Source organism: Blastococcus sp. SYSU DS0616 (assembly GCF_054051015.1).
In genome coordinates this window covers 75,918-99,238 of sequence record NZ_JBJHAJ010000005.1, presented here as the reverse complement: position 1 = coordinate 99,238, position 23,321 = coordinate 75,918, and the positions used below count along the sequence as shown (strand labels likewise).

The window sequence follows — 23,321 nt, the reverse complement described above, 5'->3', positions numbered from 1 at the left end:
GCCCCGCGCGCGGCCGGCCGGCTCAGCTGCGCAGGAGCTCCCCGAAGCGGGCGCTGGTCTCGTCGATCGCCGTCTGCGCGGCCGGCGAGATCGTGCCCATGTCGAAGAAGCCGTGGATCATGCCGTCGTAGCGCCGCACGTCGGCGGGAACGCCCGCGGCGCGCAACGCCTCGCCGTAGGCCTCGCCCTCGTCCCGCAGCGGGTCGTACTCCGCCGTGACGACCACCGCCGGGGGCAGGCCCGAGAGCTCGGCGCCGTGCAGCGGCGACAGCCGCGGATCCTGCGCGTCGTCCCACGCGCCGGCGTAGTGGCCGTAGAACCAGTCCATGGTGTCCTTCTCGAGGAAGTACCCCTTGGCGTTCTCGATGCGGGACGGGTACTCGCCCTCGGCGTCCACCGCCGGGTAGATCAGGAACTGCGCCGCCAGCGGCGTGCCGTCGGCGTGCAGCACCTGCGCCACGACGGCGGCGAGGTTGCCACCGGCGCTGTCCCCGGCGACGCCCAACCGCTGGTCGCCACCGAACTCGTCGAGGTGCGCCGCGATCCAGCGCGCGGCGGCCACCGCGTCGTCCGCCGCGGCCGGGAACGGGTGCTCCGGGGCCAGCCGGTAGTCGACGGCGACCACCACGGCGCCGCTCCCCCGGCACACGTTGCGGGCCATGTTGTCGTGGGTGTCGAGGTCTCCGATCACCCACCCGCCGCCGTGGAAGAAGATCACCGTCGGGAAGGGCCCCTCGCCCTCCGGGCGGTAGACGCGGGCCCCCAGGTCGCCCTCGGCGCCGGGGACGGTGCGGTCCTCGGTGCTCCCCACGGGCACCAGCTGCTCCGGGGTGCGGGCGCCGTGGGTGAGCGCCAGGTACAGCGCCCGCCCGGCCTCGGGGGTGCCTTCGTACATGGGCGGCATGCCGGCCTGCTCCATCATGGTCAGCATCGCGGCGATGTTCGGGTCGACGGGCACGGGCGACTCCTGTTCTGGGTGGATGGGGGGGGACGGTGCGGGCGGTCAGCGGTAGACGAGGGACGAGTCGTCGAGGTCGACGGCGGGCAGCGCCGTCCGTTCCTCCGCGTACTCCAGCAGGTGGGTCCAGGGCTCGCGGTCGCCCTGCTTGAACATGCGGCCCGCCGAGCGCATGACGTAGCCGGAGTTGAAGTTCTCGGGGTCGGCCCACGGACGCAGCGGCATGTCGGCGTCCTCGGGGCGCAGGGTCGGGACGACCACGGTGGCCCCGCGCTCCTGCATGTGGGCGAGCAGCCGGCAGACGAGCTCGCTGACCAGGTCCGCGCGCAGCGTCCAGCTGGCGCGGAAGTAGCCGAACACGTAGGCCATGTTCGGCACACCGCTGATCATCGTGCCGCGCCAGGTGACCCGCTGGGTGAAGTCGACCGGCTCGCCGTCGACGGTGAACGCGATGCCGCCGAAGAGGCTCAGGTCGAAGCCGGTCGCGGTGACGACGACGTCCGCCTCGAGCTCCTCCCCCGACGACGTCCGGATCCCCGTCTCGGTGAACGTCTCGATCGTGTCGGTGACGACCGAGGCGCGCCCTTCCCGGATGGCGGTGAACATGTCGCCGTCGGGGAGCAGCGCCAGCCGCTGCTGCCAGGGCCGGTAGCTCGGGTTGAAGTGCTTATCGATGTCGAACCCCTCGGGCAGCTGCGGGCGCATCGACTCGATGAGCAGCTCCCGCAGCTCGTCCGGCGCCTCGAAGGAGAGCCGGGTGATCTCGTCGCCCTCCGCGATGTAGGCCCGCCGGAGGATCTCGTGCGTCCACTCGTCCGGCACGTCCAGAGCGCGCAGGGTCTCGGCCAGCTCGTGGGTCTTGGGCCGGGCGAAGAAGAACGTCGGGGAGCGCTGGAGCATCGTCACGTGCGCGGCGGTGTCGGCCAGCGCCGGCACCAGCGTGGCCGCGGTGGCCCCGGAGCCGATGACGACGACGCGCTTGCCGGTGGTGTCCAGGTCGGCCGGCCACTGCTGCGGGTGCACGACCGCCCCGCGGAACCGGTCCATGCCCGGCCACTGCGGCCGGTAGGGCCGGTCGTGGTCGTAGTAGCCCTGGCACATCCACAGGAAGTCGGTCGTGAGGGCGAGCTGCTCGCCGGTGTCCTCACGCGTGACCTGGACGGTCCACCGGCGCTCCGCGGACGACCAGGACGCGGTCGTGACCCGGTGCCGGTACCGGATGCGCTCGCCCAGCCGGTCCTCGTCGATGACCTCGTCCAGGTAGGACAGGATCTCCTCCGACGTCGCGATCGAGGCACCCCGCCACGGCTTGAACCGGTACCCGAAGGTGAAGAGGTCGCTGTCGGAGCGGACGCCGGGATAGCGGTGCGTCCACCACGTGCCACCCCGGCTGTCGAGGGCGTCCAGGATGACGAAGCTCCGGTCCGGGAAGCGTTCCCGGAGGTGGTGCGCCGCCCCGATCCCCGAGATCCCCGCGCCGACGATCAGCACGTCCACGTGCTCGGTCGTCCCCGTCGTCACCGGCTGTTCCGCGATCGCCGTCATGCCCGTACTCCCCTTCGTGCGTGACCGGTATCACTCGCGAACGTAACGACGCGGAGCGGCTGTGAGCCATGACACAATCGGCCGCACCTTGATGTATTCGGCCAACCCCGTCCACGCCGCGGCCCGGGGCACGGGCAGCGCGGCGCTGCTGTGCGCGCTGGCCGAGGAGCACGGGCTGGCGCGCGGCCGCCTCCTCGGGACGGCCGGCATCCCGGCGGCGGCCCTGGACGACCCGGCTGCCGAGATCACCGCCGAGCAGGAGGTCCGGCTGGTCGCCGCGCTGGCCGCCGAGCTGCCCGAGCACGGCGGCCTGGCTGCCGGGGTGCGCTACCGCCTGGCCACGTACGGCATCTGGGGCTTCGCCCTCCTCTCCAGCCGCACGCTGCGCGAGGGGCACGAGGTCTCGATGCGCTTCCTCGACCTGACCTACGCGCTCACCCGGGTCAGCGCCCAGGAGGACGACGGCGAGCTCGCCCTCTTCTTCGACGACCTGGAGCTGCCCGAGCCGGTGCGCCGGTTCGTCCTGCTGCGCGACGCGTCGGCCGCGCTGCAGCTGTGGCGCGAGTCCCTGGGCCGCCCCGTCGTCCCCCTGCGCGTGGAGCTGCGGCTGCCGCAGCCCGCCGACCCGGCGCCGTACGACGCCGCGTTCGGGGTGCCGCCGCGGTTCGGCGCCGCCCGCTCGGTCCTGGTCTTCGACGCCGCGCTGCTCGACCAGCCGCTGCCGCAGGCGGCGCCCCTGACCGCCGCCCTGTGCGAGGCGCAGTGCCGGGAGCTGCTCGAGCGACGGGTCTCCCGCCGCGGGCTGAGCGGTCAGGTCCGCGACCTGCTGCTCCGCCGCCCGCAGGAGATGCCCGGCCAGGAGGCCGTCGCCGCCGAGCTGCACATGAGCGTGCGGACGCTGCGCCGCCACCTCGAGGAGGAGGGGACGAGCTTCCGCGCCGTCGTGGACCAGACCCGGCGGCACCTCGCCGAGGAGCTGCTCGTCACCGTGGGGCTGAGCGTCGAGCAGGTCGCCGAGCGCATCGGCTACTCGGAGGCCTCGGCCTTCGTCCACGCCTTCCGGCGCTGGACCGGGGTCAGCCCGCGGCGCTGGGCGCGGTCGGCCCGCGCCGACGCGCACACCTGAGGCGCCCGCCGGCCCTCGGACGACCTGCCCGGCGGCTCAGGTCCACGCCTCCCCGGCGGCCAGCACGACCAGCGCCACCGTCGTGCCGACCTCCACCAGGGCGCCGAACACGTCACCGTTGACCCCGCCGAGCCGCCGGTCCGCGTGCCGGGTCAGCAGACCGGTCGCGGTGAGCGCCACCGCGACCGCGGCGACCGACCACGCCGCCTCCGCGGCGGATCCGCCCGTCGCCGGCACCGCCGCGGCCACCGCGACGACCAGCACCGCGGTCGCGACCACCCGCACCGCAGCCGAACCCGCGCCGGCCACCAGCACCCCCAGCGAGGACCCCGCTGCCGGTCGCCGCGCCGCCGCGTGCAGCACCGCCACCCTGCCGGTGACCGTCGCGAGGACGACGGCGAGCACGCCCTCACCCCGTGTGGCCCCGCCGAGGACGGCCGCCAGCGCGGCGACCTGCACCAGCACGGTGCAGGCGATCGCCGCGACGGCGAAGGCGCCCACCTCCGGGCGCCGCATGATGGCCAGCGCCTGCTCGGCCGGTCGCCCGCTGCCGAGGCCGTCGGCGAGGTCGGCGGTCGCGTCCAGGTGCAGCCCCCGCGTGAGCAGGGCGAGCGCCACGACGACCAGCGCCGCGGCCAGCAGCGGCGACCCCTCCGCGCCACCGCGCCAGACGGCCAGCCCGGGGAGGGAGGCGAGCCCGCCCAGCACCAGGCCGACCACCGGCAGCCAGCGCAGCACACCCGCCCCCGGGGTGCGCGCCCGTTCCGGCACGGGCAGCACGCTGAACAGGCCCAGCGCGGCGAGCAGCCCCCCGCTGCCCGCCACCGACCGCGGTGCCGCGCTCACCGCAGCCGCTGCGGGAGCCCGGCGGTGACCAGCCAGACCCGCTGGGAGGCGGCGGCGACGCGGGCGTTGAGGATGCCGAGCTCGTCGCGGTAGCGGCGGCCCGAGGCGGTGGCCGGGACGACTCCGGACCCGACCTCGTTGCTCACCGCGACCACCCGGCGGCGGGTGCCGGACCAGGCGTCCACGACGTCGTCGACCGCGGTGGCCAGCCGCGCATCGGCGCCCTCGGCCGCGGTCCAGACGCCGCAGTCGTCCATGACCCGGGCCAGCCAGGTGGAGAGGCAGTCCACGAGCAGCGGCGGCCCCGGCTCCCCCAGCACCCCGACGAGGTCGACGGTCTCGACGGTGCGCCAGGACGCCGGGCGGCGGTCGCGGTGCAGGGCCACGCGGTCGGCCCACTCGGGGTCACCGCCGTCGGCCGGCAGTCCGCAGGCCACGTACTCGACGCCCCTGGCGCGCGTCAGCAGCTGCTCGGCGTACCGCGACTTGCCCGAGCGCGCCCCGCCGAGCACCAGCACGCGGCGCGGTCGCCGCGGGATCACCGGACCCGCCCGGCGGTGTGCCGGGCGCGCAGCGCGGTGAGCAGCAGCTGCGCGGCGAGCACGGCGCCGATGCCCTCCCCCGCGCGCAGGCGCAGGTCGAGCAGCGGCTCGAGCCCCAGCTCGGTGAGCACCGCGGCGTGCCCGCGCTCGCGGCTGCGCTGGCCGGCGACCAGCGCCGGCTGCGCGGCCGGCTCCAGGCGCACCGCGACGACGGCCGCGACCGAGGTGACCAGCCCGTCGAGGACCACCGGCACCCCGGCCGCCGCCGCGCCGAGCGTGATCCCGGTGAGGACGGCCAGCTCCGGCCCACCGAGCGCCGCCAGGGCCGTCAGCGGCTCGTCGAGCGCCGGGCCGTGCTCGGTCCGCGCGCGGTCCAGGGCGCCGCGGACGACGGCCCGCTTGCGGTCGAGCATGGCCGCGTCGGCGCCCGCCCCCAGGCCGACGGCGTCGTCGGGGTCCAGGCCGAGCAGGCCGCAGGCGAGCGCGGCCGCCACCGTGGTGTTGCCGATGCCGACCTCACCGAGGCAGACCAGGCCGTCGGCGGCGAGCTCGTGCCCCAGCGCCCGCCCCTCCTCGACCAGCGCCTCGGCGACGGCCGGGGTGAGGGCGTCCGCGGTCAGCAGGTCGCCCTGGGCCTCCGGCGAGACCGCGTGGTGGGCGCGGACCCGCAACCCCGCCTGCCGGGCGGTCGTCGCACCGAGCGACTCACCGCTGCGGGTCGCGGCCAGCACGTCGGCGGTCACGGTGAGCGGGTAGGCGGAGACGGCGTGCGCGCCGGCGACGGGGTGGTCACCGGCCACGACCACGAGCGTGCCGGTGGCGGGCACGGGTCCGGGCAGGGCCAGCACGCGGTCGGCCGCGCGGTCGAGCACCCCGAGCGACCCGGGCACGGCGAGCAGGTCGTCTCCGGTGTCGCGCGCGGCCACCACGGCCTCCGGCCGCGGCCCGGCGAGGTGGCTGACCGGAGCGGCCGGGCTGTCGTCGGCCGGCCACCGCTCGTACAGGACGACGTCGTCCAGCGCGGCGCGGGTGGACCAGCCGTGCCGCACGAGGCCGGGCTCGGGCGGCCGCTCGTCGGGCCAGCCCAGGCACAGCCAGCCGAGGGTCTGCACGCCGTCGGGCAGGTGCAGCAGCTCGGCCAGGTCGGCCGGCTGGAAGAGCGTCACCCAGCCCATGCCGAGGCCGGCGGCGCGGGCGGCCAGCCACATGTTCTGGATGGCGCAGGCACAGCTCCACAGGTCGGCGTCCGGGAAGGTCGCGCGGCCCAGCACGCCGGTGGCGTGGGTGCGGCGGTCGCAGGCGACGACGACGCCCAGCGGCGCCTCGCGGACGCCCTCCAGCTGCAGGTCGAGCAGCCGGGCCCGGCGGTCGGGGGTGAGCAGCTCGGCCTGGCGCAGCCGCTCGCGGTCGGCGAGCACCGCCGCGCGGTCGCGGGTGGTCTGCTCGGTGACGACGACGAAGCGCCAGGGCTGCGAGTGCCCCACCGACGGCGCCCGGTGACCGGCCTCCAGGACCGACCGCAGCAGCTCCGGGGGCACCGGGTCGGGGCGGTAGCGGCGGATGTCCCGCCGCGCCCCGATGACCGTGTGCAGCGCCTCGACCGTGCCGGGGTCGAGGGCCCAGCCCGCCGGGTCCGCGGCCCGCTCGGCGGCATGGGTGCGATCGCCGATCACGGGGACCGGCCGGGGCCAGGTCATGCCTGCGACCTCCCTCAGGTGCTCCGCCTCCCGCCGGCACAACCCTCGCACGGTGGCGCGCCGATCCGGGCACCGGGCCGGATGATTCCCCCGGGCGGGGCCGGCGCTCCCGGTGCCCGCCCCACCCGCCGCCCGTCCCGCTGCACCGGCCCCGGCCGGACTCCCACGGAGGAGGAACCCGTGAGCCTCGAGGTCGTCCGACTCGACCCCACCCGCGACCAGTACCGCTACAGCTTCGGCGGCCCCGTCGAGCCACTGCTGCGGGTGCGGCCGGGCACCGTCGTCGAGCTGACCACAGAGGACTGCTTCGGCGGCCGGGTGACCGGCCCCGACGACCTGCCCAGCCGGGTCTGCGACTTCTCGCAGCTGAACCCGGTCACCGGCCCGATCCACGTGGAGGGCGCCGAGCCCGGTGACACCGTCGCCGTCCACTTCGTGGAGATCGCGCCGGCCCGCGACCGGGCCGTGTCCACGACGTTCCCGCACTTCGGCGCGCTGACCGCGACGCACAGCACGGCGATGCTGCACGACCCCCTCGAGGAGGTCGTGTGGGTCTACGAGGTCGACCGGGAGCGGGGCATCTGCCTGTTCCGCCCGCGCCGCGGCGGCCCGGAGGTGGAGCTGCCGCTCGACCCGATGCACGGGACGGTCGGCGTCGCACCGGCCGGCGGCGAGGTGTTCGCCAGCATCACGCCGGGCGCACACGGCGGGAACATGGACACCCCCGAGCTGCGCGCGGGGACGACGGCGTACTTCGGCGTCAACGTGCCCGGCGCGCAGCTGGCGATCGGGGACGGCCACTGCCGCCAGGGCGAGGGCGAGGTCTGCGGCACCGCGGTGGAGGCGGCGATGCGCACCGTCGTCGTCGTCGACCTGGTCAAGGGCGCGGCCACGCCGTGGCCGCGGCTGGAGACCGACGACTTCCTCATGTCCACCGGCTCCGCCCGCCCGCTGGAGGACGCCTACCGGGTGAGCCAGCACGACCTGGTGACCTGGGCCGCCGAGCTGACCGGCTGGGACACCCTCGACGCCTACCAGCTGGTAAGCCAGGCCGGCCTCGCGCCGACCGGCAACGTCGTGGACACCAACTACACGATGGTCGCCAAGCTGGCCAAGCGGTACCTGGGCCGCGACGGCGTCACCGTCGCCGACGGCGTGCACGACCGGCTGCGGCAGACCGCGTCGGCCTATCTCGCCCAGCGCTGAGGGGCGGCGTCAGGGGGCGGCGTAGCCCGACGGCCGGAGCTCGAGCCGGCCGTCGCGAGGGTCCTCGGAGAACAGCAGCGCGCCGTCGCGCCGGCTGTCCGCCGGCACGTAGTCGACGACGGCGGAGGCCTGCTCCGCCTTCCGGCCGTCCCGGGAGAGGGCACCCGACACCTGCACCTGCGCGGCGGTCCGGCCACCGCTGTTCTCGACCCGGAAGTGGACGGCGTAGCCGTCCCCCCGTGGCTCGACCGCCGTCACGGTGACCGAGAGGGCGGGGTCCGCACCCCGTCCGGTCACCGCCTGCTGAGCCAGGAACCCCAGCAGGGCCACGACCAGCAGACCGCCCAGGGCACCCAGGACGTACTCCCCCGCCGTCGTCCGCTCCTGCCGGGCGCTCCGGTCCCCGGACTCCGCCATTCGATCCCCTCCCACTCACAGGATGAGCCGCGCTGCCGCGGCTCCGATGCTGGCCGGGAAGGCCAGCACGACGCACTGGCCGACGACGACGGCGGGCCCCGCGCCGTCGAACCGGCCGAACGTCCAGAGCACGTAGCCGGCGACCAGCAGCGCCACGGCGTACCCGACCACCGTCAGGGTGAGGAACGACCGAACGAACCCGCCGGTGGACCGTTCCTGCCCGCTGAAGCCGACGGCATAGACGAAGCCGTGCATCACGGCCAGGCTCAGGACGACCAGGGCCAGGGTGCCGAGGGTGCTGGTCCTCGCGGCCATGAGGACGACCTCCTCGGTCGGCGCGATGTTCGCGGCGAAGACCACCGCACCGGCGAGCATGAGGAAGACCTCGTGCCCGTAGTGGCCCGGCTCCCGCCGCCGGCTGCCGAGCCCCAGCTGGCTCCGGGCGTACGACGCGCCGACGGCAGCCGGCAGGGCCTCGATCGCGACCACGGAGAACGCGTCCTCCCAGTTCTGGATCGGGTCGATGACGCCCAGCACCCCGAGCACCAGCGCCGTCGCTCCCGCGGCGACCAGGAGGGCGACGCCGGCGTCGGCCAGGTAACCCCCCACGCCGACGCCGCCGGGCCCGGTGCCGAAGTACCGGGAGAGGGCGATCACCAGGGCGACGGTCGCGGCCACCAGCAGCGCCAGCCGGTACCGCTCGACGGTGTGTGCCAGCCGCCACAGCTCCATCGTCATCATCAACGGCAGGGCGAACAGCAGCGCCCCACCGAACGCCCGGCCGACCCCCCTCGCCAGCTCGTGGTCGCGGGTGGCGGTCACCCCGCCCCCGCTCCGCCCGCACCGGGGCCGGCAACCGGGCTCGTCGCCTCCCCCACGACCGGCTGCGGGGGAGGTGGCTCCGGTCGCCCCTGGGCGCGGGCGAAGGCGTGCGCGATGGGGACGTCGGTCGACGAGTGCGCCAGGATCGAGGCGAGGACGACCAGCGCCACGAGGTGGAACATCGCGTCTGCCCCGGGCACCCCGGCGTCGAGGACGAACCCGGCGAGCAGGAGGAGGACGGCGGTGGAGAGCACGGTCCGGTTCGCCAGCCCGGAGAAGAGCACAGCGGCGAACAGCAGCAGCGCGAAGGCGAGGAGGAGCTCCACGGCCGTCCCCTACCCCCGGTCCCGCCCGTCGACCTCATGACGGTTTCCGGACGAAAGCCCCGGTAGGCGTGAGGGGGCGTTGCGGCGAGCAGCAGCACCTCTCGCTCGACGCCCTCCGGCTGGGGACGACCGGCGGCGGCGCGGGAGCGCCGACCGGTGGCAGCCGACCGGGCCGTCACAGGATCGTCGGGTCGACCCCCGTTGCCCCGTGGGGAACGCCGGGTAGCGATCCCTGCCATGGACCGGGACGCCGAGCAGCACCGCCCCTCCCGCCCGCGCGCCGAGGCCGCCGACGGGGTCGGCCGGTTCGGCGTCCGCGCCCTGCTGGGGTGGGCCGCGCTGCTGGTCGGCGCCGTGCCGTTCCTGCTGCTCCTGCTGCTGGTGCAGCAGGAGTGGTCGCCGCTGGCCTCGCTGGACGGCGAGGTGGCCGCCGACCTCAACGCGGTGGTGAGCGACTCCCCCGCGCTGGTCCGGGTGCTCCAGGCGGTCACCGACCTCGGCAGCAACGCGGCGGTGATCCTGCTGTTCACGCTGACCACCGCCTTCCTGCTGATCCGGGGTCAGCGCCGGCTGGCCGCTTTCGTCGTGACCACCGGCGTCGGGATGGCGATCCTGGTACCGCTGACCAAGGCGCTCATCGGCCGCGCGCGGCCGGTCGTGGCGAGCCCGGTCAACGAGCTGCCCTCCAACGCCAGCTACCCCAGCGGCCACGCGACGCTCTCGCTGGTGACCTTCGGGATGCTGGCGCTGCTCGTCCTGCCCGCGGTGCGCCGCCGCGCGCGGCCGTGGGTCGCGGCCGCGGCGTTGCTGCTGACCCTCGCCGTGGGCTTCACCCGGCTGGCCCTCGGTGTCCACTTCGTCACCGACGTCCTCGCCGGGTGGTTCCTGGGGGCGGGGCTGCTGGCGGTCACGACGGCGGCCTTCCGCGGCTGGCAGCACGACCACCGCCGGCGGACGGCGGCGGCGCCGGACCCCCTGGACGTCGACCCCCACGAGGTGCCGCACCTGGCCACCTCCGGCCAGTCCGCGCTACCGGACGGTCGTCGCACGGCGCTCCGGCTGATGGGCGCTGCCACCGCGCTCTCCCTGGTGCTGATCGCGCTGGGGCTGCTGGTCACCGCGGTGCTCGGCGACAGCCCCCTCGGCCGGTTCGACCGGGAGGTCGTCCGCACCGTCGTCGAGCTGCGCACCCCCACCTGGACCGACGTCGCCACCACGGTCGAGCGGCTGGCGGGGACACCCGCGTTCATCGCGGTGTCCCTCACCCTCGCCGTCGTGTCGCTCGCGATCACCGGCAGCCGGCGGCCGGTGCTCTTCGTCCTCGTCACCGTGCTCGGGGAGCTCGGCATCTACTTCGTCGTCTCGCGCACCGTGGAACGCGCCCGGCCGCCGGTGGCCGACCTGACGTCGGGTCTGGTGACCCAGGCGAGCTGGCCGTCGGGCCACGTGGCCGCCGCGGTGGCGCTCTACGGGGCACTTGCCGCGCTCGTCATCACCTTCGGCCGCGGCCGGTGGCGGTGGGCGGCGCTCGCCGTGCCCGTCCTGGTGGCCCCGGCGGTCGCGCTGGCCCGCATCTACACCGCGGCGCACTACCCGACCGACGTGCTCGCCGGGCTGGTCCTCGGCACCGTGTGGGTGCTGGTGTGCTGCCGCCTGCTCCTGCGCGGGGTGGCGGGCGAGGTGCGCTACCCCCGGTCCCGGGTGGCCGGTGAGCCGGCGGGCCGCTCGGTCGCCGTCACGGAACCGCGAGGCGGCTTGACCCTGTCGCGCTCCGGTCCGGGGTAGAGCCGTCCACCACGCCGGGCATCCACCGCGGGCCCTCCCCGCACCCGCCGACGTGGCTCGGCCCCGCAGGCGTCCGGCGACGCCAAAGCCGGTTGTGCACGACCGGATCGTCATCACATCGACACACCGCCCCTGGCGGTCCCGGGGTACTCCTGCCGCATGACCGACGTGACCTCCTTCGACGGCACCCGCCTGGCCCTCCACTCCTGGGGAGCCGAGGACGCCCCCCTCCTGGTCCTCGTGCACGGGTTGGGGATGTCGACCGACTCCTGGGGGGAGGTGCCCGAGCGGCTCGCCGCGCGCTACCGCGTCGTCGGGTACGACCTGCGCGGGCACGCGCAGAGCGGGGACGCGCGCTCGGGAAGCTACGGCCTCGCCGCGCACGCCCAGGACCTCTCCGCGGTGCTCGGCGCCGTCGTGCCCGAGGGGGGCGCCGCGGTGGTCGTGGCGCACAGCCTCGGTGGCGGCATCCTGCTTTCCCACGTGGACCGCTCCGGTGACGAACGCATCGGCGGGGTGGTGTTCGTCGGCTCGGGTGGCTCGGGCGTGACCGCTCCCGGGTTCCCGGCGCGGCGCCTCCCCCGGCGGGCACAGGCACAACTGCGGTCGACCTGGTTCTCGCTGCTGCGCACCGGCGCGCGGCTGGGCCGGCGGATCCGGCCGGTGCGCACCGTGTCCGACCGGGCCATCCGGCGCTTCGCCTTCGCCCCGGGCGAGCCGGTCGAGCTCGTCGAGCGGGTCCGTGACGACTTCCTGAGCACCCGGCCGCTCGCGCTGGCCGGCACCACCCTGGCCAGCCTCTCGCACAACGGCGTGGAGTTGGCGCCGTCCCTGCGGGTGCCCACGCTCCTGGTGCACGGCAGCCGGGACCCCGAGGTCCCCCAGGATGAGATCGACGAACTGCTGTCCGAGCTGCCCGACGGCGAGCTCGTCACGGTCCCCGGCGCCGGCCACATGCTCCCCCTGACCAACCCCGACGTCGTGGTCGACCAGGTGTCCCGGTGGGCCCAGCGGGTCGCCGGTCGCCAGGACGCGGCGGCTCAGCCGTCGACGGCCACCTCGATCACCGGGTAGCCGGCGGCGCCGTCCGGCGCGACCGGGGTCCGCTGGTCGGTCTGCACCTCACCGCCTCCGTCGGTCGCCCGGGCGGCGATGCGGTGCCGGCCGGGCGTCGCGTCCCACGGCAGGTACCACTGCCGCCAGCAGTCGACGTCGAGCGACTCGGCGAGCTCGGCCTGCTGCCAGGGCCCGTCGTCGATCCGGACCTCGACCCGCTCGATCCCACGGGTCGGTGCCCAGGCGACACCGGCGATCGGCCGCCGCCCGGGCTCGACCGCGGCACCGGAGCGTGGCACGTCGATGCGCGCCTGCGTCTTGACCGGCCCCTCCTTGGCCCAGCCGCGGGGGATCCAGTAGCCGTCGACGCCCCAGTCGGTGAGCTCGATGGCCGAGAGCCACTTGGTCGCCGACACGTAGCCGTAGAGGCCGGGCACCACGAGCCGGGCGGGGAAGCCGTGCTCGGCGGGCAGCGGCTCGCCGTTCATGGCGACGGCGACCATGGCCTCCTCGACGTCGAGGGCGGTGAGCACCGGGAAGCCCGCGGTGTAGCCGTCGACGGAGCGGCCGACGAGCTGGGTGGCCCCCTGCTGCAGACCGGCCCGGTCCAGCAGCGCCCGGAGCGGAACGCCCTGCCAGCGGGCGTTGCCGACGAGGTCCCCGCCCACCTCGTTGGAGACGCAGACCAGCGTCACGTCGGCCTCGATCTGCGGGAGCGCCATCAGCTCGGCGTAGGTCAGGCTGAACGGCCGGTCGACCATCCCGCGGATCTCCAGCCGCCAGTCGTCGGGGTCGACGGTGGGCACGCGCAGCGCCGTGTCGATCCGGTAGAACTCCGCGTTCGGGGTGAAGAGCGGGGTGAGCCCCGGGATCTCCAGGTCCGCCTCGGCGGGAACCGGCCCGGCCGGCCGCGCCGGCACGGGGAGCCGGATGGCGGCGCGCAGGCTGTCGAGACGCTCGCGCCCGGACAGCAGGTAGCCGCCGACGCCGGCGAGGACGCCGAGCAGGGTGGCGCCGCCGGTGACGGCCAGGAAGCGACGGCGGTCGAGCGAGCTGAGGACCGGTGCGCCGGCTCTCGGCTCCGCGAGCAGTGCCCGGCTGGGCAGCGCCCGCAGCAGCACGTAGAGCACGGCGACGCCGGCGGCGGCGCCGATCGCGCCGACGAGCGCGCTGAGGAGCCCCGGGGTGCGGTCGTCGGTCAGTGCGACCACGACGCCCAGGGCCGCGAACAGGGCGATGCCGCCGGCGGCCAGGGCGAACCGCCGCCGGGCGAGCAGCCCCAGGCCGGCCCCGAGGAGTGCGGACACGACCAGGATGCCCCCGATCAGCACCGGCTTGTCCGCCGTGCCGAGGGTGGCGATGGCCCACTGCTCCAGCCACCCGGGCACGCTGTCGATGACCGTGTCGCCCACCGCGATGATCAGCGAGGGCGCCCGGGGGATCGCCCCCGCGGCCAGTTCCTCCACGCCGAGCGCGACGGCGACCGCGGCCAGGCCGGCCGCTGCGGCGCCGCCGCGGCTCGACGGCCGGGTGCCACCCGGGGCTCCTGCTGCGCGCGCCGCGTCGTCCACCACCCCCGCCCGATGTCCCGGTTGCCGTCACCGGACACCGCCGTGGCCGAGATCGACGCCGAACCGTCACGAACCCTCAGCCCGGGGTCGTTGCGGTCCCGTGACGCCCGGTATCGCCGGGACAGGGGCGGGTAGTCCCGGCGCCGGCGCGTCCCGCCCCCATCGGCCGGCACGGTCCACGGAGCCGGGAGGCCGCGAGAACGAGGAGGGGACGCCAGGTGAAACGGTGGCTGACCTGGACGGCGCTCGCGGTGACCGGTCTGCTCCTCACCCTCCTCGCGTACGGCACGTTCGTCGAGCCGCGGCTGATCCTCGACACCGAACGCGAGGACGTGGCGCTCCCGCGGCTCGGCCACGAGTGGACCGGCACCGAGGTGGCGCTCGTCGCCGACCTGCAGATCGGCATGTGGCTGGCCAACGTCGGCATGGTGGAGCGCGCCGTCGACCGGATCGTCGAGGAGCAGCCGGACGTCGTCCTGCTCGGCGGAGACTTCATCTACGGCGAGGACAGCCCTCCGGGGCCGAAGGTGGACGCGGTCATGGAGATCCTCGCCCCGCTCGTGGACGCCGGGATCCCGACCTACGCCGTCCTCGGCAACCACGACTACCACGCCGGCGGAGCCGACGAGATGACCCGCGCCCTGGAGGACGCCGGCATCCCGGTGCTGCAGAACGAGGCGCTGACGATCCCCGGGCCCGACGGCGCCGAGCCGCTGTACCTGGTGGGCATCGGCCCGGTGCGACCCGGTCTCGCCGATGCCGAGGCGGCCCTGGCCGGGGTTCCGGAGGATGCGGCGCGGCTGGTGCTGATGGACAACCCGCTGAGCTTTCCCGAGCTGCCGGCGGGCTCCGCTCCGCTGGCCGTGGCCGGGCACACCCACTGCGGCCAGATCGCCCTGCCCTTCTCCGACCACTGGTCCTGGTTGGAGGTGACCGCGGAGGAGAAGATCGTGGCCGACGCGTGGGGAAGGCAGGGCTACGGGGCGGAGGGCAACCGCCTCTTCGTCACGTGCGGGCTCTGCTTCAGCGTCGTACCGGTGCGGATCAACGCGCCCCCGCAGGTGGTCTTCTTCGACCTCCGGCGCGGGGAGGGCTGAGTCCGCACTGCCCCGCGCCATCGGCACGTCCCGCAGCGGATCAGGGCCGGCGGCCGGCGAGCCCGATCGCTCCCCAGCCGCGCAGCGGCCGGCCGACGACGTCGGACGCCACCTCCAGGGCCCGCCTCCGCAGGCTCCGCGCGCGCCACTGCACCGGGTCGACGCGCTCGCTGCGGCCCACGTCCTCGTCGAAGTGCGCATCCAGCAGGGCGGCCACCGACGGATCGTCGGCCACCAGGCACACCTGCTCGTTCAGCGCGAGGGACCGGGTGTCGAGGTTCGCCGTGCCCAGCATCGCGACCGCGCCGTCGACCGTGACGACCTTCGCGTGCAGCAGCGACGGCTGGTACCGCCAGATCTCGACCCCGGCATCGAGCAGCGGCTGGAAGTCCAGCTCCCCCTGGAGGTGTACCGACGACCGCTCGACGCGGGGTCCGGCGACCAGCACCTGCACCTGGACGCCCCGCTCGGCGGTGGCGACCACCAGCTCGCGGAGCCAGCGCGGCAGCCGGATGTAGGGGGTGGTGACACGGACGCGCCGGCGCGCCGACCGCAGCAGCGCGGCGACGGCCACGGCGGCCTCGCTCCAGCCCGGCTGGGACGGCGGCCGGATGACCTGGACCGCCGTGCCGCCCGCCGCGGCGAGCTCGGGGAACCGGTCGTCGTCGGACACCAGTCCCCCGGGGAGCCGGACCTGGGCCTGCATCCACGTCTGGAGGAACGCCGACCGCAGACCGGCGACCGCGGGGCCCTCGACGCGGACGGCGGTGTCCCGCCAGCTCCCCGGGTGCCGACCGTCCCCGGTCCACGTCGTGTCCACCCCGGTGCCGCCGGTGAACGCCACCGTCTCGTCGCAGAGCAGCACCCGCCGGTGCGTGCGCAGGTTGAAGACGCTGATGCGCGCGGTGTGGAGCGGCCGGTAGAAGAAGACGGTGCACCCGGCCTCCCGCAGCACCCGGAGGTCGGCCCGGTCGATCTGCTTGGCCCCGTAACCGTCGAGCATGATCCGCACCCGGACGCCGTCCCGGGCCCGGTCGGCGAGCGCCCCGGCCATCTGGTGGGAGATCTCACCGCCGCGCCAGGAGAACCACAGGAGGTCGACGGTCCGCCGCGCCGCGGCGACGGCCGCCAGCAGCGCCGGGAACGTCTCGTCGCCGTCCTTCAGGACGTCGACCCGGTTGCCCTCGGTGAACGGAACGCCGACCAGCGCCTCGAGCACCCGCCGGGGGCTCGCCTCCGTGGCGGCGCTCGCGGCCCGACGGCCGCGCTCCCCCGATCGCACCCCGGCCGGGGCCACCCCGTCCACCGCACGTCCGGCAGGCACGCAACGCTCCTCTCGATCCGCACGTCGGTCGCCGACGGGGTGTCCGGGAACGCTGCGGCTGAACCGCGCCCCCGGGGACCGTCAACGGATCGACACCGTCAGGCGCGGGAGCTACCCGCGCCCCGCCGCGACGGCGACCGCCCGCAGACGCTCGTCGAGGAGGTGGTCGACCATCCGTGACCGGCTGTCGATCGTGACCAGCAACGTGGCCTCCAGATCGGCGAGCTCCTCCTGACGCCGCCGCACCTCGGCGAGTTCGCGTTCCGCGTCCCGCCGGATGCCGCGGCAGCAGTGCAGGTCCCCGTCGATGGCGGCGATGCTCCTGGTGGAGGGTGGGGACCCGACGGGGCGCGACAGGACGGGCTGGGACATGGCTTCCTCCGGCGGTACGGGCGGCGACTGCATCGGGTGGCGCGTCGTCGGATTGCCCTCCCGGGTGCCGGCCGGCACGGGCGTCGCCCCGTCTGACACAGAGCTGCAAGGCGATCGCAACAGAGCCGGCGGGGGTGGTCCGAGGAGGAGGGCTCGGCGGCCGTCCCCGCGGGCCGCGTCGACGTGCGGCACCAGCAGCCAGGACGGCTGATCAGCCCGCTCGACCGGCCGCCAGCGCCCTGGTGGCCGAAGATGCGCACGTGCCCGGCGCCCGGTGCCGGGGCGAGAACCGCGGGACGGGCACCCATGGATCGGAGGACGCACGGTGCGGACGGGACGGCTTCGGTGAGACGGTGGTCGAGACGAGGGTCGGGCGAGATGCCGAGGAACCCTCCCGACGCGCCCGCGGTCCCGGCCGACGCGCGGGCGGGCAGCGGTCACGTCCCCGCCGCGCTGCCCACCGCACCGGCGTGGGCGGTGCGGACCCTCGTCATCAGCGCTGCCCTGCTCGCGCTGGCCGGGATCGGCTGGCTGCTGTTCTGGTTCCTGCTGCGGCTGCCGCTCCTGACGGTGGCCATCGCCGTCGCACTGCTGCTGACCGCCATCGTGGAACCGATCGCCCGGTGGCTCTGCCGGGGACTCCCCCGTGCGCTCGCCGCGCTGCTGTCGGTCCTGTTCCTGCTGGGCGTCATGGTCGGCGTCGGCTTCCTCATCGGGTTCCGTGCCGCCGACCAGCTGCAGAACCTCACCCGGCCGCTGGCCGCGGGGATCGACCGCATCCGGGTCTGGCTGATCGAAGGGCCGCTGGGCCTGGATCCCCAGCAGGTGACCGAGGCCCGCAACGCCGTGGTGGACCGCATCTACCAGTTCGCGCCCGAACCGACGGCCGCGGCCAGCATGGCGCTCTACGGCCTGGCCGCCGTCCTCCTGGTGCTCTTCCTGACGTTCTTCCTGCTCAAGGACGGCGCATCGATGTGGGCCTGGGCGCTGCGGCTCGCCCCCGATCGGCGGCGCGCCCAGATCGACGGCGCGGGGCGTTCGGCGTGGACGGTGCTGTCGCAATACGTGCGCGGGATCATCATCGTGGCGCTCATCGACGCGGTGGGCATCGGTGCCGCGCTGCTGGTCCTGGGCGTCCCGCTGTGGGCGTCCCTGACCCTGCTGACCTTCATCGGCGCCTTCGTCCCGCTGTTCGGGGCGACGGTGAGCGGGGCCGTGGCGGTGCTCGTCACCCTCGTGACCAACGGCTTCACCGACGCCGTGATCGTGCTGATCGCCGTCCTGGTGGTGCAGCAGGTCGAGGGGAACATCCTGCAACCGATCATCGTCGGGCGGACGCTCCGGCTGCACCCCGCCGTGATCCTCGTCGCGGTGACCGCGGGCACGATGCTGTGGGGGCTGCCCGGTGCGCTGCTGGCCGTTCCGCTGGTGGCCGTCGCCTACCGGGTCCTCGGCTACCTGCGCGAGCACCCGGTCGCACCCCCGGCTCCCGCACCGGCCGCCCTCCCCCGGCAGCCGGCACCGGGCGCTCGCTGATCTCGCCGGCGGGCGCCGGGCGTTTCAGCCGGCGGGCTGCGGCACGGCCTCGACGTCCCGCGCCGCGATGGCGATCTCCCCCCCGAGGTCGGTGAAGAAGGCCTCGGGGTCGTCGACCAGCACGTCGGCGGCGATGCCGAAGACGGCCTCGAAGCGGTCTCGGGAGACCCGGCCGACCGTGCCGGTCACCCGCTGGACGTCTCCCACCTCCAGGTCGCCCGGCGGGGTGGCCGTGATCACGCCGACGGTGTTGCCCGCCCCGTCGGCGAGCCGGAAGGCCGCCCCCACCTCGCTGACCGCGACGACGTCGGAGACCTCGGCCACCACGGTGACGTCCCGGCCGATCAGGGCTGCCGGATCCTGGAACACGCCGGCGGGGTCCTCGACCGGCCGCGGTGGCGCCTCCGCTCCGGGCGTCGCGCCGTCGTCGGAGTCCGCGCCGCCGTCGTCGGACGGTGGCGGAGTCGGCTCCGACGACGGTTGGGACCGCTCCTCCAGCGCCCTGACGCGCTCGCGGAGGGCGGTGATGTCGTCCCGCAGCTCCTCCAGCTCCTCGGCGGCTCCCGGGTCGGTCGACGGCTCCGGCGCCTCGTTCCCGCAGCCGGTCAAGCCCCCCACCGCCAGGGCGAGGGTCAGCACGGTCCCGGGGACGACCGCTCTCCTCCCGGGCCGCGTTCCCTGGTGGCTGCGCATGCCTCCTCCTTCCCCTCGGCCGGTGTGCCGACGCCGCTCGGACCGGCTGCCGGCCACCCACCAGCCTGCACCCCTGGAGCGGACCGGGCCCAGCCTCCGTTACCCGTTCGACACGACGCCCGGAGAACCGGTGGCGCGGGCGGGTGAGAACGCTCGCGCTGCCGGTGGTCCTTCTGCCAGGGTCGGGGCATGGCACGACGAGGCGCGAGTCAGCTGGTCGAGGAGCTGGGAACCCTCCTCCTGGGGGCCCCGCTGCCCCTGTCGGTGCGCTGCTGGGACGGCTCCGAGACCGTCGTCGACGGAGCACCCACGCTGGTCGTGCGCCACCGACGTGCCCTGCGCCGCCTCGTCCACGCGCCGGGCGAGCTCGGGCTCGCCCGGGCCTACGTCAGCGGCGACCTCGACGTCGAGGGCGACCTCTACGCCGTGCTGAGCTTTCCCGACGACCTGCCCGCCCGGCCGGAGCTGCGCCTGGACCGGCGGGCGCTGGCCCGGCTGGCCGGCCCGCTGCTCCGGCTCGGGGTGCTGGGACCGCCGCCCGCGCCGCCGGCAGAAGAGTCCCGCGTGCGCGGCATCCGTCACTCGCTGTCGCGGGACCGGAAGGCGATCAGCCACCACTACGACGTCGGCAACGACTTCTACCGCCTGCTGCTGGGGCCTTCGCTGGTCTACAGCTGCGCCTACTTCCCCGACCCCGGTGCGACGCTGGAGGAGGCGCAGGAGGCGAAGCTGGACCTGGTCTGCCGCAAGCTCGGGCTCGAGCCGGGCATGCGGCTGCTCGACGTCGGCTGCGGCTGGGGCTCGCTCGCCCTGCACGCGGCGTCCCGCTACGGCGTCTCGGTGGTCGCCGTGACGATCTCCGAGGCCCAGGCCGACCTGGCCCGCCGGCGGATCGCCGACGCCGGGCTCGCCGACCGCGTCGAGGTCCGGCTGCAGGACTACCGCGAGGTCGCCGACGGGCCGTTCGACGCGATCGCCTCGGTCGGGATGGCCGAGCACGTGGGCCGCGCCCAGCTGCCGTCGTACGCGTCCGGGCTGCACGAGCTGCTGCGCCCCGGCGGCCGGCTGCTCAACCACGCGATCGCGCGCGGCCCCGCGGCCGGCCCCGACCGCCCCGACCCGGGCTCGTTCCTCACGCGGTACGTCTTTCCCGACGGGGAGCTCCAGCCGCTGGCCACGCACGTCCAGGTGCTGGAGGAGGCCGGCTTCGAGGTGTGCGACGTCGAGGCGCTGCGCCGGCACTACGCGCTCACCTGCCGGGCCTGGGTGCGCAACCTCGAGGACCACTGGGACGAGGCCGTCCGGCTCGCCTCCCCCGGCCGGGCCCGGGTGTGGCGGCTGTACCTCGCGGGCTCGGCCCTGGCCTTCGAACGGCACCGCGTCGGGGTGAACCAGGTGCTGGCGGTGAAACCGGGCGGGGAGAACCGGCTTCCGCTGCGCCGCCCGGACTGGGCCGGGGCCACGGTGCCACCCGCCGGGAACGACGCGGGCTCGTGACCGGGAGCCGTCGCGCCGACCACCCCTCCGGCCCTGCCCGCGCGTGCGGGGAGACGACCCCGGACCGGTCGACGGGGACGCGGCACGCACGACGACCGGGGTCGCCCGTAGCGTGAGGGCATGAGTCGCGCGCACCCTGAGCTCCGCCTCCCCCCTCCGCTGCCCGAAGGCGGCCTGCGGGTCGTGGCCCTGGGTGGTCTCGGGGAGATCGGTCGCAACATGACCGTGCTGGAGCACGCCGGCCGGCTGCTGATCGTCGACTGCGGAGTGCTGTTCCCCGAGGAGCACCAGCCCGGGGTCGACGTGATCCTCCCCGACTTCACCGCCATCCGGGACCGCCTCGACGAGGTGGAGGCGATCGTGCTGACCCACGGTCACGAGGACCACATCGGCGGTGTCCCCTACCTGCTGCGCGAGCGTCCCGACATCCCCCTGGTCGGCTCCCGCCTCACCCTGGCGTTCATCGAGGCCAAGCTGAAGGAGCACCGGATCCGGCCGGTCACCCGCCAGGTGCGCGAGGGGGACCGGGCCTCGTTCGGGCCCTTCGACTGCGAGTTCGTCGCCGTCAACCACTCCATCCCGGACAGCCTCGCCGTGGCGGTCCGCACCGGCGCCGGCCTGGTCCTGCACACCGGTGACTTCAAGATGGACCAGTTCCCGCTCGACCGGCGGATCACCGACCTGCGCGCGTTCGCCCGGCTCGGCGAGGAGGGCGTGGACCTCTTCCTCACCGACTCCACCAACGCCGACGTGCCGGGCTTCACGACGTCCGAGGCCGAGCTCACCCCGGCGATGGAGACGGTGTTCCGGACCGCGCCCCGGCGGGTGATCGTCTCCAGCTTCGCCAGCCACGTGCACCGCATCCAGCAGGTCCTGGACGCCGCCCACGCCCACGGCCGCAAGGTCGCCTTCGTCGGCCGCTCCATGGTCCGCAACATGGGCATCGCCAAGGACCTCGGCTACCTCACCGTGCCGCCCGGCCTGCTGGTCGACATGAAGGAGCTCGAGAAGCTCCCCCCGGAGAAGGTGTGCCTGGTCTGCACCGGGTCGCAGGGCGAGCCGATGGCGGCGCTGTCCCGCATGGCCAACCGCGACCACGTCATCCGGATCACCGAGGGCGACACGGTGCTGCTGGCCAGCTCGCTCATCCCCGGCAACGAGAACGCCGTCTACCGCGTCATCAACGAGCTCACCCGGTGGGGCGCCAACGTCGTGCACAAGGGCAACGCCAAGGTGCACGTCTCCGGGCACGCCAGCGCGGGCGAGCTCTCCTACGTCTACAACCTCGTGCGGCCGCGCAACGTCATGCCGGTGCACGGCGAGTGGCGGCACCTCAAGGCCAACGGGGACATCGCGGTGCGGACCGGGGTCCACCCGCGGGGCGTGGTCATCGCCGAGGACGGCGTCGCCGTCGACCTGCTCGACGGCAAGGTGCGCATCACCGGGAAGGTGCCCGCCGGCAACGTCTACGTCGACGGCGCCACCGTCGGAGGCGCCACGGAGGCCCACCTGCGCGACCGGCGCACGCTGGCCCAGGAGGGCGTCATCACCGTCGTGGCCATCGTGGACGCCGACACCGGCGCGCTGGCCGAGGAGCCGGACTTCCTGGCCCGCGGCTTCGTGCACGACGAGACGACGTTCGACGAGGTCGTGCCCCTGATCGAGAAGGCGCTGGCCAAGGCGGCCGAGGAGGGGGTCGGCGGAGCCGTGCAGCTGGAACAGCTGATCGCGCGGGCCGTCGGCCGGTGGGCGGACCGGAGCTACCGGCGCAGCCCGCTGATCATCCCGATCGTCATCGACGCCTGAGCAGGAGGTCAGCCCCGGCGTCAGCACACGGAGGCCGAGGAATGGCAGCTCGGTCACGCCCGCAGCCGGGCGCCGCGCCGGCGCCCTGGGAGGACCGGGTCCTCGGCCTGCTGCTCGGGGGCGCCGTCGGGGACGCCGTCGGTGCCCGGTTCGAAGGCTCAGCCCGGGTGCCGGCCGACGAACTCCACCGGTCGCTCACCTCCGACGGGGTGCTGCGCTGGACCGACGACACGGCCCTGCAGGTGGCGCTCGCCGATCACCTCGCGGATCTCGGTCCGGACGACCTCGACCAGGACGCCCTGGCGCTGGCCTTCGCCCGGACCTGGGATCGGGAACCGTGGCGCGGATACGGGGGCAACCCCCCGCGGATCTTCGCCGCCGCGCTGGCCGGTCGGGACTGGCGCCCGGTGGCCCGGGAGTCGTTCGACGGCTCCGGCTCGCTGGGCAACGGCGGCGCGATGCGGGCCGCGCCGGTGGGCACGCTGAGCGGCGGACCGGCGCGGGTGGCGGAGGTGGCGAGGCGGAGCGCAGAGATCACCCACGCCCATCCCGTCGGGCGGGACGGTGCCGTCGCGATCGCGGTGACGGTCCACCACCTGCTCGCCGCTCCCCGGGGAGCGCCACCGCCGGTCGACGAGGTGCTGGCGGCGTGCCGCCGGCACCTCGCGACCGCTGAGCTGGAAGGCGCCGTGGCCGCGGCCGCATCGGCTGCCCGGGCGACCGGGCCCGAGCAGGCGGCGGCGACGACCGGGAACGGCATCACGGCCCACGAGGCGGTGGGGGCCGCTCTGTGCGCCGCACTCCCCCGGCTCGAGGACCCGGTGGCTGCCGTCACCTTCGCCGTGCGGATGGGTGGGGACACCGACACCATCGCGGCGATGGCCGGATCGATCGCCGGCGCCTTCGCCGGCGCCCGGGCGATGCCGGAGCACCTGCTCGCCCGGCTGGAGGGCCGGGAACGGATCGAATCGGTGGCCCACCGGCTCGCCACCCGAACCCGGGGGCCCGTCGATCCGGGCTGAGCGCTCCCGACGTCGGCGACGACCTCCTGCGCCCCAGGGGGCAGCGGTCACCCACCCGTCCGCGCGCACGCGCACGA

The 23,321-nt window shown here is 75.3% G+C and carries 21 protein-coding genes; 9 read left to right on the top strand and 12 right to left on the bottom strand.

Annotated elements, in window-relative coordinates; all coding sequences use genetic code 11:
* Positions 1–22 precede the first annotated feature (22 nt).
* Together ACI79K_RS05445 and ACI79K_RS05440 are read right to left on the bottom strand one after the other, a co-directional pair.
* Positions 23–958: an alpha/beta hydrolase gene (locus ACI79K_RS05445; protein WP_456588960.1), complete on the bottom strand. Its 936-nt coding sequence runs from the start codon at positions 956–958 to the stop codon at positions 23–25.
* A 45-nt stretch (positions 959–1,003) separates the two neighbouring features.
* Positions 1,004–2,503: a flavin-containing monooxygenase gene (locus ACI79K_RS05440; protein ID WP_456588959.1), complete on the bottom strand. Its 1,500-nt coding sequence runs from the start codon at positions 2,501–2,503 to the stop codon at positions 1,004–1,006.
* A gap of 61 nt (positions 2,504–2,564) precedes the next feature.
* On the opposite strand from ACI79K_RS05440, the gene ACI79K_RS05435 reads away from it, so the two are divergent.
* On the top strand, positions 2,565–3,629 hold the full coding sequence (locus ACI79K_RS05435; RefSeq protein WP_456599154.1) for an AraC family transcriptional regulator: 1,065 nt from the start codon (positions 2,565–2,567) through the stop codon (positions 3,627–3,629).
* Positions 3,630–3,665: 36 nt separating this feature from the next.
* Here ACI79K_RS05435 and ACI79K_RS05430 read toward each other — a convergent pair whose 3' ends face one another.
* Genes ACI79K_RS05430 through bluB form a run of 3 tightly spaced genes read right to left on the bottom strand, consistent with a single transcriptional unit; the run spans position 3,666 to position 6,714 of the window.
* A complete protein-coding gene (locus ACI79K_RS05430) occupies positions 3,666–4,475 on the bottom strand; it encodes an adenosylcobinamide-GDP ribazoletransferase (protein ID WP_456599153.1) in 810 nt (269 codons plus the stop codon).
* A complete protein-coding gene (locus tag ACI79K_RS05425) occupies positions 4,472–5,017 on the bottom strand; it encodes a bifunctional adenosylcobinamide kinase/adenosylcobinamide-phosphate guanylyltransferase (RefSeq protein WP_456588956.1) in 546 nt (181 codons plus the stop codon). Before ACI79K_RS05425 ends, ACI79K_RS05430 begins: the two co-directional genes overlap by 4 nt.
* Complete coding sequence (gene bluB / locus ACI79K_RS05420) at positions 5,014–6,714, bottom strand: 5,6-dimethylbenzimidazole synthase (RefSeq protein ID WP_456599152.1); 1,701 nt, start codon at positions 6,712–6,714, stop codon at positions 5,014–5,016. The genes ACI79K_RS05425 and bluB overlap by 4 nt, the downstream gene beginning before the upstream one ends.
* 180 nt (positions 6,715–6,894) lie before the next feature.
* Here bluB and ACI79K_RS05415 point away from each other — a divergent pair, with 180 nt between their 5' ends.
* Complete coding sequence (locus ACI79K_RS05415) at positions 6,895–7,920, top strand: acetamidase/formamidase family protein (protein WP_456599151.1); 1,026 nt, start codon at positions 6,895–6,897, stop codon at positions 7,918–7,920.
* A gap of 9 nt (positions 7,921–7,929) precedes the next feature.
* On the opposite strand, the gene ACI79K_RS05410 is transcribed toward ACI79K_RS05415, so the two are convergent.
* From ACI79K_RS05410 to ACI79K_RS05400, 3 genes are read right to left on the bottom strand one after another with little or no spacing between them, the layout of a single operon-like run.
* A complete protein-coding gene (locus ACI79K_RS05410; protein WP_456599150.1) occupies positions 7,930–8,337 on the bottom strand; it encodes a TIGR02588 family protein in 408 nt (135 codons plus the stop codon).
* Between the two features lie 15 nt (positions 8,338–8,352).
* Positions 8,353–9,159, bottom strand: coding sequence for a TIGR02587 family membrane protein (locus ACI79K_RS05405; protein ID WP_456598393.1), 807 nt, complete (start codon positions 9,157–9,159; stop codon positions 8,353–8,355).
* A complete protein-coding gene (locus ACI79K_RS05400; RefSeq protein WP_456588951.1) occupies positions 9,156–9,485 on the bottom strand; it encodes a hypothetical protein in 330 nt (109 codons plus the stop codon). Before ACI79K_RS05400 ends, ACI79K_RS05405 begins: the two co-directional genes overlap by 4 nt.
* A gap of 237 nt (positions 9,486–9,722) precedes the next feature.
* Here ACI79K_RS05400 and ACI79K_RS05395 point away from each other — a divergent pair, with 237 nt between their 5' ends.
* On the top strand, positions 9,723–11,270 hold the full coding sequence (locus ACI79K_RS05395) for a phosphatase PAP2 family protein (protein ID WP_456599149.1): 1,548 nt from the start codon (positions 9,723–9,725) through the stop codon (positions 11,268–11,270).
* A 159-nt stretch (positions 11,271–11,429) separates the two neighbouring features.
* Positions 11,430–12,344, top strand: coding sequence for an alpha/beta fold hydrolase (locus tag ACI79K_RS05390; RefSeq protein WP_456588949.1), 915 nt, complete (start codon positions 11,430–11,432; stop codon positions 12,342–12,344).
* Here ACI79K_RS05390 and ACI79K_RS05385 read toward each other — a convergent pair.
* A complete protein-coding gene (locus ACI79K_RS05385; protein ID WP_456599148.1) occupies positions 12,311–13,897 on the bottom strand; it encodes a sulfite oxidase in 1,587 nt (528 codons plus the stop codon). The genes ACI79K_RS05390 and ACI79K_RS05385 overlap by 34 nt on opposite strands.
* Before the next feature lie 218 nt (positions 13,898–14,115).
* Between ACI79K_RS05385 and ACI79K_RS05380 the strand changes: the two genes are divergently transcribed.
* Positions 14,116–14,994 carry a metallophosphoesterase gene (locus tag ACI79K_RS05380; protein ID WP_456599147.1) on the top strand — a complete coding sequence of 293 codons (879 nt, stop codon included), beginning with the start codon at positions 14,116–14,118 and terminating at the stop codon, positions 14,992–14,994.
* 40 nt (positions 14,995–15,034) lie between these two features.
* On the opposite strand, the gene ACI79K_RS05375 is transcribed toward ACI79K_RS05380, so the two are convergent.
* Positions 15,035–16,318, bottom strand: a complete 1,284-nt coding sequence (locus ACI79K_RS05375) for a phospholipase D-like domain-containing protein (RefSeq protein ID WP_456588946.1) — start codon at positions 16,316–16,318, stop codon at positions 15,035–15,037.
* A 111-nt stretch (positions 16,319–16,429) separates the two neighbouring features.
* Positions 16,430–16,690: a hypothetical protein gene (locus tag ACI79K_RS05370; RefSeq protein ID WP_456588945.1), complete on the bottom strand. Its 261-nt coding sequence runs from the start codon at positions 16,688–16,690 to the stop codon at positions 16,430–16,432.
* A 378-nt stretch (positions 16,691–17,068) separates the two neighbouring features.
* Here ACI79K_RS05370 and ACI79K_RS05365 point away from each other — a divergent pair, with 378 nt between their 5' ends.
* Entirely contained in the window at positions 17,069–18,226 is a 1,158-nt protein-coding gene (locus tag ACI79K_RS05365; protein ID WP_456599146.1) for an AI-2E family transporter, read from the top strand.
* A gap of 24 nt (positions 18,227–18,250) precedes the next feature.
* Here ACI79K_RS05365 and ACI79K_RS05360 read toward each other — a convergent pair whose 3' ends face one another.
* The gene (locus ACI79K_RS05360) at positions 18,251–18,919 is read right to left on the bottom strand and encodes a hypothetical protein (protein WP_456599145.1); all 669 of its coding nucleotides are present in this window, start codon (positions 18,917–18,919) and stop codon (positions 18,251–18,253) included.
* Between the two features lie 189 nt (positions 18,920–19,108).
* Here ACI79K_RS05360 and ACI79K_RS05355 point away from each other — a divergent pair, with 189 nt between their 5' ends.
* The 3 genes from ACI79K_RS05355 to ACI79K_RS05345 all read left to right on the top strand — a co-directional run bounded on the left by ACI79K_RS05355 (position 19,109) and on the right by ACI79K_RS05345 (position 23,244).
* A complete protein-coding gene (locus ACI79K_RS05355) occupies positions 19,109–20,416 on the top strand; it encodes a class I SAM-dependent methyltransferase (RefSeq protein WP_456599144.1) in 1,308 nt (435 codons plus the stop codon).
* Between the two features lie 120 nt (positions 20,417–20,536).
* The gene (locus ACI79K_RS05350; RefSeq protein WP_456599143.1) at positions 20,537–22,222 is read left to right on the top strand and encodes a ribonuclease J; all 1,686 of its coding nucleotides are present in this window, start codon (positions 20,537–20,539) and stop codon (positions 22,220–22,222) included.
* A gap of 41 nt (positions 22,223–22,263) precedes the next feature.
* Positions 22,264–23,244, top strand: coding sequence for an ADP-ribosylglycohydrolase family protein (locus tag ACI79K_RS05345; RefSeq protein ID WP_456599142.1), 981 nt, complete (start codon positions 22,264–22,266; stop codon positions 23,242–23,244).
* Positions 23,245–23,321: the final 77 nt, after the last annotated feature.

Coding starts and splice junctions, on each gene's coding strand:
- ACI79K_RS05440 (WP_456588959.1), bottom strand. CDS start 2,503: ATGACGGCGATCGCGGAACAGCCGGTGACGACGGGGACGACCGAGCAC.
- bluB (WP_456599152.1), bottom strand. CDS start 6,714: ATGACCTGGCCCCGGCCGGTCCCCGTGATCGGCGATCGCACCCATGCC.
- ACI79K_RS05410 (WP_456599150.1), bottom strand. CDS start 8,337: ATGGCGGAGTCCGGGGACCGGAGCGCCCGGCAGGAGCGGACGACGGCG.
- ACI79K_RS05395 (WP_456599149.1), top strand. CDS start 9,723: ATGGACCGGGACGCCGAGCAGCACCGCCCCTCCCGCCCGCGCGCCGAG.
- ACI79K_RS05390 (WP_456588949.1), top strand. CDS start 11,430: ATGACCGACGTGACCTCCTTCGACGGCACCCGCCTGGCCCTCCACTCC.
- ACI79K_RS05370 (WP_456588945.1), bottom strand. CDS start 16,690: ATGTCCCAGCCCGTCCTGTCGCGCCCCGTCGGGTCCCCACCCTCCACC.
- ACI79K_RS05365 (WP_456599146.1), top strand. CDS start 17,069: ATGCCGAGGAACCCTCCCGACGCGCCCGCGGTCCCGGCCGACGCGCGG.
- ACI79K_RS05360 (WP_456599145.1), bottom strand. CDS start 18,919: ATGCGCAGCCACCAGGGAACGCGGCCCGGGAGGAGAGCGGTCGTCCCC.
- ACI79K_RS05355 (WP_456599144.1), top strand. CDS start 19,109: ATGGCACGACGAGGCGCGAGTCAGCTGGTCGAGGAGCTGGGAACCCTC.
- ACI79K_RS05350 (WP_456599143.1), top strand. CDS start 20,537: ATGAGTCGCGCGCACCCTGAGCTCCGCCTCCCCCCTCCGCTGCCCGAA.
- ACI79K_RS05345 (WP_456599142.1), top strand. CDS start 22,264: ATGGCAGCTCGGTCACGCCCGCAGCCGGGCGCCGCGCCGGCGCCCTGG.